At 70.8% G+C, this 9,232-nt stretch carries 5 protein-coding genes; 1 reads left to right on the forward strand and 4 read right to left on the reverse strand.

All coding sequences use genetic code 11. The features are described from left to right. Positions 1 to 131: 131 nt before the first annotated feature. The 4 genes from ACFU5F_RS12530 to ACFU5F_RS12545 all read right to left on the reverse strand — a co-directional run bounded on the left by ACFU5F_RS12530 (position 132) and on the right by ACFU5F_RS12545 (position 7,514). Positions 132 to 2,144, reverse strand: a complete 2,013-nt coding sequence (locus ACFU5F_RS12530; RefSeq protein ID WP_383885806.1) for an ATP-dependent DNA helicase — start codon at positions 2,142 to 2,144, stop codon at positions 132 to 134. 246 nt (positions 2,145 to 2,390) lie between these two features. After that, entirely contained in the window at positions 2,391 to 3,131 is a 741-nt protein-coding gene (locus ACFU5F_RS12535; protein ID WP_383885809.1) for a GNAT family N-acetyltransferase, read from the reverse strand. Positions 3,132 to 3,228: 97 nt separating this feature from the next. Further along, complete coding sequence (locus tag ACFU5F_RS12540; RefSeq protein WP_383885821.1) at positions 3,229 to 5,400, reverse strand: IucA/IucC family protein; 2,172 nt, start codon at positions 5,398 to 5,400, stop codon at positions 3,229 to 3,231. Between the two features lie 620 nt (positions 5,401 to 6,020). Beyond that, a complete protein-coding gene (locus tag ACFU5F_RS12545; protein ID WP_383885812.1) occupies positions 6,021 to 7,514 on the reverse strand; it encodes a diaminobutyrate--2-oxoglutarate transaminase family protein in 1,494 nt (497 codons plus the stop codon). Between the two features lie 444 nt (positions 7,515 to 7,958). Here ACFU5F_RS12545 and ACFU5F_RS12550 point away from each other — a divergent pair, with 444 nt between their 5' ends. Then, positions 7,959 to 9,188 (forward strand): trypsin-like serine peptidase, encoded by a 1,230-nt coding sequence (locus tag ACFU5F_RS12550; RefSeq protein ID WP_383885815.1) that lies wholly within the window; start codon positions 7,959 to 7,961, stop codon positions 9,186 to 9,188. Positions 9,189 to 9,232: the final 44 nt, after the last annotated feature.

Here is a 9,232-nt window from a genome sequence, read left to right on the forward strand (position 1 = left end):
GGAATCCACTGCGCCGGTTCCGGGGTCCTGGGCTGTCCAGGACCCGCCGAGAAACTCCTGCGGGCCTGACACCGTGCGCGAAGCGGCCGGCGGCCTGTCCCGATGGTTCGGGACAGGCCGTCGGCCGTTGGTCACGCCTCCGCCGTCTCGGCTTCCGCTCCCTCTTCTTCGTCCACGTCCCTGTCCTTCGCCGCGCTGTCGATCGCGGCGAGCGACCTGCGGACCTGGTTACGGTCGGTCGTGTACCAGAAGTCGGGCAGGGACGCCTTCAGATAGCTGCCGTACCGCGCGGTCGCGAGCCTCTGATCCAGTACGGCGACCACACCTCGGTCTCCCTGCGCCCGTACGAGGCGGCCGGCGCCCTGCGCCATCAGCAGGGCCGCGTGGGTGGCGGCGACGGCCATGAAGCCGTTGCCGCCCGCCTCCTCGACGGCCTTCTGCCGGGCGCTCATCAAGGGGTCGTCGGGACGCGGGAACGGGATCTTGTCCATGACGACCAGCTGACAGCTGGGACCGGGCACGTCCACGCCCTGCCAGAGCGACAGTGTGCCGAAGAGACAGGTCTTCGGGTCGGCCGCGAAGCCCTTGATCAGCTCGCCGAGCGTCTCCTCGCCCTGGAGCAGGATCGGGTACTCCGGAATCCGGACCCGCAGTTCCTCCGCGGCCAGCTGGGCGGCCCGCATCGACGAGAACAGACCGAGGGTCCGGCCGCCGGCCGCCTGGATCAGTTCCGTCAGTTCGTCCAGCATGTCCGCACGGTCGCCGTCCCGCGCGGGCCGCGACAGATGCTTGGCGACGTAGAGGATGCCCTGCCTCGGGTAGTCGAACGGCGATCCGACGTCCACGCCCTTCCACTGCGGAAGGTCGTCCCCCTCGGTGCCCTCCGGTGCCAGGCCCAGGGACGCGCCCACGCCGTTGAAGTCGCCGCCCAGTTTGAGCGTGGCCGAGGTCAGGGTGACCGACCGGTCCGCGAAGAGCTTCTCCCGCAGGAGCCCCGACACGGACATCGGGGCGACACGCAGGGACGCGCCGAACCGGTCATGGCGCTCGTACCAGACGACGTCCCACTCGGAGCCGTTGCTGATCCGCTCCGCCACGTCGTGCACGCTCTCCACGGCCGCCAGCGCCTGCTTGCGCACGGCGTCCTCGTCCTGGACGGACTTGTCGCGCGTGCTGCCGATCGCCGAGATCACCGTGCGGGCGGCGTCCCGCAGCGCCATGAGGACGTAGGCCAGATCCTCGGGGATCTCCTCCAGACGGCCCGGCAGAGCCAGCTCCATGACCCGCTCGAAGCCCTCGGCAGCGGTCTGGAGCTGGTCGGCGGCCTTCTCGTTCACCAGCTTCGCCGCCCGCTTCACCGCGCGGTTGACCTGGCCCGGGGTGAGCTCGCCGGTCGCCACACCGGTCACGCGTGACACGAGTTCGTGTGCCTCGTCCACGATCAGCACCTCGTGCTGCGGGAGTACCGGCGCGCCCTCGATGGCGTCGATCGCGAGCAGTGCGTGATTGGTGACGACCACTTCGGCGAGCTTGGCCCGCTCCCGGGCCATCTCGGCGAAACACTCGGCACCGTACGCGCACTTCGTTGCGCCCAGGCACTCCCGGGACGACACGGAGATCTGCGACCACGCCCGGTCGGAGACTCCTGGGGTGAGGTCGTCCCGATCGCCGGTCTCGGTCTCCTGCGACCAGTCCCGCAGCCGCAACAGGTCCTGGCCCAGCTTGCTGGAGGGCGCGGCCGCCTCGAACTGGTCGAAGAGACCCTCCTCCTCGTCCTGCGGCACGCCTTCGTGCAGGCGGTGCAGGCACAGGTAGTTCGACCGGCCCTTGAGCATGGCGAACTCGGGGCGGCGGCGCAGCAGCGGGTGCAGCGCGTCGACCGTTCTCGGCAGGTCCCGCTCCACGAGTTGGCGCTGCAGGGCCAGAGTCGCCGTCGCGACGACGACGCGCTCCCCCTGTGCCAGCGCGGGCACCAGATAGCCGAGCGACTTTCCGGTGCCGGTGCCCGCCTGGACCAGCAGATGGGAGCCGTCGTCGATCGCCTCCGCGACGGCTTCGGCCATGGTCACCTGGCCGGGGCGCTCCATACCGCCGACAGCGGCGACGGCGGCGTGCAGGAGTTCGTGGAGTGAGGGCTTCGTCATAGCGCGACCACCCTACGGGTCACCACTGACAAACGGGTTATCAAGGCGGAGTCACGGGGCGTGAGGGGCGGGATCAAGACCGTTTTCTCTTCGTCGAGACGGGCGGATTCCAAGGGGCCGGACATCGCGTCGGCGTGATCGGGAACCGGAGCGGCGCGAGCGGTGTACCAACAATGACGGCGCCGCACGGATCCACGACGGACCACGAAGGGTCCAGGTCGCATAGGCATCGGATACGCGTCGGAGCTACATCAGATCGCGCAGCAGGCGGTCTCTGATCATGAGGGCGGCCCGCTTGTCGGGCAGGTCGACCTCTGCGGAGAACCGGAAGCCCGCGCTCAGGAAAGCGGAGACGGAGGGAAAGTTGCGCAGGTCGGGTTCCGCCACGACGCGGGCACAGGAAGGTCTTCTGTCGAGGATGAGATCGGCGACGGCGCGGAGCAGGATGGCACCGAGACCGCGCCCCCGGTCGGCCACCGGGCCGATGAGGAGGTGGATTCCGGTGTCGTGCGGACGGGCGGGATAGTGGCGGGCGATGGGGTCGAGGTCGGCCCGGTAGATCTCCCAGTAGCTCATCGGGGTGCCGTCCAGTACCCCTAGGCAGGGCATGCTGCGGCCGTCCCCACCGAGCTGGGTCCGGAGGTGGTCCGCGGTCACGTCCTCGGATCCGGCGAGCTTCCAGTAGGAGGCCACGGTCGAGTCGTTCATCCAGCGGGAGATCAGCGGTAGCTCCCGTTCGAGGCGGACCGGGACCAGGCTCAGGGTGCCTGCCGGGGTGACGACCGGCCCCCAGTCGGCGAGGTGGTCGAGCAGTTCGCCGTTGGCCGGAGGGCTCTCCTGGTCCGCCTCGGTCTCACCGACGCGCGGGAGGCCGTCCTCGGACAGCAGTGCGAGGAAGTCGTCGGTCAGGCGCAGTTCCAGCGTGTCCTCATTGCACGTCGGGGTCGAGGCGGGGCCGGTGTCGGTGCTCGCGTCGGTGGGAACCACGGCGACGTTCCTCTCAGGAGATCGGGTGGGTCATGTTCCTCGGGACTGAAGGGGGCGAATCGACGCGGACGAGCGGGCCGCACAGCGGCCGGGCCGGTCAGCGATGGAGGGGGTTGGCGATCGTGACGTAGACGGACTGGGTGTCGACAGGACCGACGAGTTCGTCGAGGCCGTGGAGACGGGTCAGGAGGTTGGCCTTGCAGCGCAGGACAGGTGAGTCGAGCAGCCGGGCCGGCAGGGTGGTGTTCAGCCGGGCGGGGCCGGTGGCCATGTGCGTGAGGAAGCGGCGGAAGGCGGCAAGCAGGAGTCGCTCGTCCCCGAGGCGCTGCGAGCCGAACGCCCCGATCAGACCGAGCACGTTGTTGATACCGAGGTAGTAGGCGAACCGTTCGTCGGCGACCTCGTCGGAGACGAACGTGTCGCTGTGCTCGCCGATGCCTGGCAGTCGGGCTGCGAGATCCGCGCGGCGGGACTCACGGAAGTAGTAGCCCTGGTTGTCGCGGTACCGGCCACCGATGGGCCAGCCGTCGGAATCCAGGAGGACGAGCGTGTTCTGCTGGTGCGCTTCGAGGGCGATCCCGGCCTCGCTGTCCAGCCACAGCACGGGCCGCACGACCTGTTCCAGATAGCGCAGGAACCACTCGACGGCGACGGTGTCTCGGGGACGGCCCGTCCGTCCGGTCAGACGGGTGATGACATCGGTGAGTCGCGACCGCATGAGGAGGTCCGCATCAGCAAGGGCGTCGTCGGCCGGCAGGAGGGCGCTGTCGCCGTGCTGCGGCTGATGACCGCCCGGACCCTCCTGCCGCTCGCCGCGGTGGGCTGCGCGGTGATCCGTTCGCCGCTCGGCCGCGGCGTACGGCCTCGGTGAGACGAGTCCCGCGACGCAGGACACGTCGTCCGCCGCGCCGAAGGGGTTGTGCCGGACCATGACGTCCAGACCTGGCAGGGGGCCGCCCTCGGGTGTGGTGACCCCCAGCCAGGCCGGGTCGCGGACGATGTCGAACCGGGGGTGGGCCGCATGCCACTGCGCGGTCAGGCCGGAGCGGAGGAGGCGGTGGACCTCGACACCGCGGTGGAGTTCCTTGCGGAGGTTCTCGCGACGGGAGTTGGTGATGCGCAGGCCCAGCGAGAGCTTCAGCATCGCGGGGGTGTCGGTCCGGTGAACGGTGCGAACGGAGGAGGTGGGGTGCCACGGGTCGCCGTGCGGACCCAGGTCCCGGATCAGGCCGGCGTCGAACAGCGCGGCGACGGCCGGGCGACGCCGGACCTCGCGGAGTTGCCAGGGGTGCACGGGCAGGGCGCCATAGCCCTCCGGCAGCGGAAGCCCCGGACCGGCCAGCCGGGCAGTCAGCTGTTCGGCGGGGACGACACGACCGCGCTCGGTCCATGCCGAGTCGAACGCCAGGACGGAGGGGGCGATCGCCAGCCAGTTCAGAGGAAAGGAGCCACGTGACTCCGGTGAGTAGAGCCGCGCTTCGACTTCCGAGAGGCCGTCCCGGTTTTTGGGGGCCGGGTGCAGGGGGTGACCGAGGACGAGTGCCTGCTCGGCAGCGCGGAACCGGTCCGGACCGTCGGCGGGCGCGGCCCGACGCTCGGCGATGAACATGGCGACGCGACGGGCGGAGTCGACGACCTGTCCGACGAGATCGCACGGGTCGAACCGATCGAACCGATTGAACTGATCGAACTGATCGAACTGATCGAACTGATCGAACTGATCGAACTGATCGATGTGGGCGTGCGCTGCGGTGGGCCGGCGCTCATCGGTGTCCGTCCCGCGTGGACCTCGTGTGGTCGTCCCGCCCACCAGCAGGGCCGCCACTTCGGCCGCGTCGAGAGGAGGTGTGTTCTCGGGAGTACCGGTGAGGTACGGCGGGCCGAAGCGGTGCCAGCCGGTGAGGGACCAGTAGCGCACCGGGGCGAGGAGCGTCGTTCCGGTGGTGGGGAGGGGGATGTGGAGGGTGCCGTCGTGGGGACAGGTGAGGTGGTGTTCGCGTACCCAGCAGCGCAACAGATTCTCGATCGCTGCCGCTTGGGCCGCGGTGTGCGGGTCGGGGTGGTGAAGAGGGTCGGTGGCAGGGCGGTGCGGGGAAACGATGATCCGGGTCCGGTCGGCTTGGTCGTGCACCGGCTGTTCATGCTCATGATCTGGCTCGGCCGGTGTCTGAGCAGGTGCCGCTCGGCGGGGAACCGGCACGGCGGGAGAGGCGAGCGGTTCGTTTCGCCCGAGGCAGGGGCCGGGGTCCGGCCGGGTCGGGGTGAGCATCCGTGCGGCCTGGCCGAGCAGTGGCTCGGTGTCATCGGCCCCCGGTCCAGGTTGCCTGGTCCTCTGCACGACCGGAGCGGCCCCCCTGTCCGGCCGGCCGGGCGCCGGGACGGTCAGGCCGGATTCCAGATCGGCCGGGCAGGATTCCGAGGTGGCGGGGCCAGAGCCCGGGACGACCGGGTCGTAGTCCGGGGCGGTCAGGTCATATCTCGACCCGACCCGATCGAGCCGCGGCCCGACCTGGCCGAACCTCGTCTCCGTGTGGGCGGGCGACGGCTCGGCACCGGGCTGGCCCGGGGCCAGGGGCGGGCGGGCCTTCGTGTCGTGATCGTGGGTGCGGGCCTCGGGGGCGTGCGGCGGCTTCAAAGCGGTTCCTGGGGTTGCTCGTGCGGGAGGGCAGTCGCGGAGTGTGCGCGGTCCAGCGGGGCCGGGGGCTTGTGCGGGGGGGGGCTGTGGGTGGCGGAGCTGTGAAAGGGGGCGGGGCGTTGGGCCTTCACGGGCCCGTCGTCCGGCCGAGTCGCGGACTGGTGACCCGGGGGACTCGGCGCGCGGGGTGCGTGGCTGGTCCGGAGGCGATGTGGCGGCCGTACCGGGCGGTGCCGCAGTTCGGGGCTCGGTGCTCAGCCGCCGGGTGGGTCTCCCGAGCCGCCGGGCGGCTCGGGGATCGGGCTCACCGAATCTCGCCCGTCGGCGGCGGCCGCGACCGAGGCGATCGCGTCCGTCAGGCGGTCGAGTACGGCCTCCGCCTGTTCGTCGGTGATCGTGAGGGGCGGGAGGAGGCGGACGACGCCGGCCTGACGGCCGCCGAGGTCGACGATCAGGCCGCGACGGAGGCACTCACGCTGGACCGCGGTGGCCAGGCCGGGGGCGGAGGGAGGCGGACCTGTGCCATCGGGCGAAGAGGCGGCCCCCGCGGTGACCATCTCGATGCCGAGCATCAGCCCGCGGCCCCGTACATCGCCGACGCAGGCGAAGTGGTCGGTGAGACCACGGAGTTGGGTGAGCATGCGGGTGCCCAGGGACTCGGCGCGTGCGGCGAGACCGTTCTCACGGACGTGGGCGAGGGTGGCGGTACCGGCGGCCATGGCCAACTGGTTACCGCGGAAGGAAACCGTGGGGGCGCCCGGTCGCCGGACGTCGAGGTCGTCGCGGTGGACCACGACAGCCAGCGGGAGGCTGCCGCCGATTGCTTTGGAAAGGACCATCACATCGGGAACGACACCACTGTGCTCGACCGCCCAGAACCGGCCGGTGCGGCCCACTCCTGTCTCGACCTCGTCGGCGATCAGCGGGATCGATCGCGCCGCGGTGATCTCGCGCATGCGGCGAAGCCAGCTGTCCGGGGCGGGGACCACACCTCCCTCGCCCTGGACCGGTTCGAGGATCATGCCCGCCGGCCGGGACACGCTGGGCGTGACGTCGTCGAGGACCGACTCGGTCCAGCGAGCGGCGAGTTCGGCGCCGCGTTCCCCGCCCGTGCCGAAGGGACAGCGGTAGTCCTGCGGGTAGGGCAGATACGTCATTCGTGCGTCGTGGGCGCCTCCCGATGCTTCCGGTGCCCCGGTGGCCGTGCCGTGGCAGGCGCCGGTGAAGGCGAGCATTCCGGTGTGTCCGGTCGCCGCCCGGACCAGCGTGAAGGCCGCCTCGACGGCGTCCGTACCGGCGGGCCCGCAGAACTGGACGCGTGCGCGGTCCGCGAGTCCGGGAGGAAGGGTGCGGAACAGTTCGGTGGTGAAGGCGTCCTTCACCGGAGTGGCCAGGTCGAGGACCTGCAGGGGAGCGCCCGAGTCGAGCACCTTTCGGATGGCTTCGAGGACGACCGGGTGGTTGTGGCCGAGAGCAAGGGTGCCGGCGCCGGAGAGACAGTCGAGGTAGCGGCGGCCGTCGGCGCCTTCGATGGTCAGCCCGCGTGCGCGGACAGGCACGACGGGCAGGGCGCGCGCGTAGGTGCGCGCCGCCGACTCGCGGGCCGCCTGCCGCCGCAGGATCCCCTCGTGCACCGAGCGCACCCCGTCGCCTTCCCGCCGTGCGCGCGCCCGTTCGTCCTCGTGTCCCGAACGGGTCCGCTCGGGCTCGCGCCCCATCGGCGCCACCGCAGACTCGGTCACCGCCACGACTGCACTTCCTCCCGCTGTGAGAAGGCGAGTTGGCAGGGGGCACCGGACATCGGCGGATCCCCCGCACCTACCAACGACGGGACTCGCACGGGGAAGCGGGTGGGACGAAGATCCTTGCCGTGACGGAACCGTTGCCGTTCCGTCGGATGTCCCCCACAACGACCGCATAGTGTGTGGTGCCGTTCCGCAGGACGCGGCCCGGCACACCCGTGGCGAGCCGCGCGTACGACTACTGCGTGCGTCGACCGTGTACGTCAACTGCCTACGGCGACCGTGCCGGACGGCCGCGTACGAAGAAGACGACCGCTACGAAGAAACCGAGGTACGGAGCCGCGCGATGCCGCGTCGGTTACGTACAAGGAGGCGGCGGGCGCGCGGAGGACCGTGCGCGCTCCGTCTCGGCAGCACAGAGTTCGCAAACGCCCCAGGGGAGTTCAGACCATGCGACCCATACGACCGCTCTTCGCCGCCCGTCGTGGGAGGAGCACGTCCCGCAGAACCTCCCCCGTGGTGGCCGCGGTCGGCCTTGCCGCGGTGCTGTCGTTGACCGCCACCGCCTGCGGCTCGGGTGACACCACGGCGAATGCCGAGGCATCGGCGTCCGCTCAGGACAGCGGCAGCGCGGGCGACAGCAAGATCCGCATTCCGGACGACATCAAGGACAAGCTCAAGGAACACGGGATCGACCTCGACAAGTGGCGGGGCGGTGCCTGGAAGAACTGGGACAAGGACGACTGGCTGCGCGAGGCCGAGGACTACGTCAACCCGATCATCAAGGACCTGTGGGACCCGGACCGGATGCGGGACGCCGAGGAGCCGGAGAAGGAGGTCGACGAGAGCGACCTCACCGGTGACCAGGGCGTGACCGACCCGACACCGCAGCCGGTCGACGCCACGGCGGTGTCGGCGCAGTACCACGCGAACGTGCCCGAGGCGGGCAAGGTGTTCTTCGACGCGCCCGAGGGCACCATGGTCTGCTCGGCGACCGTGGTCCAGGACCCGGCCAACCCGGGGAAGTCCAACATGGTGTGGACCGCCGGCCACTGCGTGCACGCCGGCAAGGCGGGCGGCTGGTACCGCAACATCGCCTTCGTGCCCTCGTACAACGACAGTGGCAGGCCGGCGTCGGAGCTGCCGACCGCCACCAAGGAGGAGGTCGCTCCGTACGGCGTCTGGTGGGGTGACTGGGCGCAGACCTCGGACCAGTGGATCGAGCAGGGCGGTCAGACGGGCGGTGACGGAGCGCCGTACGACTTCGCGGTGATCCATGTGACGCCGGAGGAGGGCAGCGGCGGCAAGTCGTTGGAGGAGATGGTCGGTTCGGCGCTGCCGGTGGACTTCGACGCGCCTGCCGTGCCGCAGGTGAAGAGCATCACGGCGACGGGTTACCCGGCCGGGGCTCCGTACGACGGCGAGACGATGTACCAGTGCCAGGACAAGCCCGGCCGTTTCTCGCTCGTCGCGTCCGACCCGACGATGTACCGCATCGGCTGCTCCATGACGGGCGGCTCGTCCGGCGGTGGCTGGGTGGCGACCGGTGCGGACGGTCAGCCGGCGCTGGTGTCCAACACCTCCATCGGTCCGGCGAGTGCCGGATGGCTGGCGGGGCCGCGGCTCGGCAAGGAGGCCGAGGGCGTATACCAGGCGGTGAGTGACAAGTTCGCGCAGTGACGCCGGGCGGGCGTTGACGACGGCGGAGGGCGCGTGACCTCGGT

This window comes from Streptomyces sp. NPDC057438, assembly GCF_042802995.1.
GTDB lineage: Bacteria > Actinomycetota > Actinomycetes > Streptomycetales > Streptomycetaceae > Streptomyces.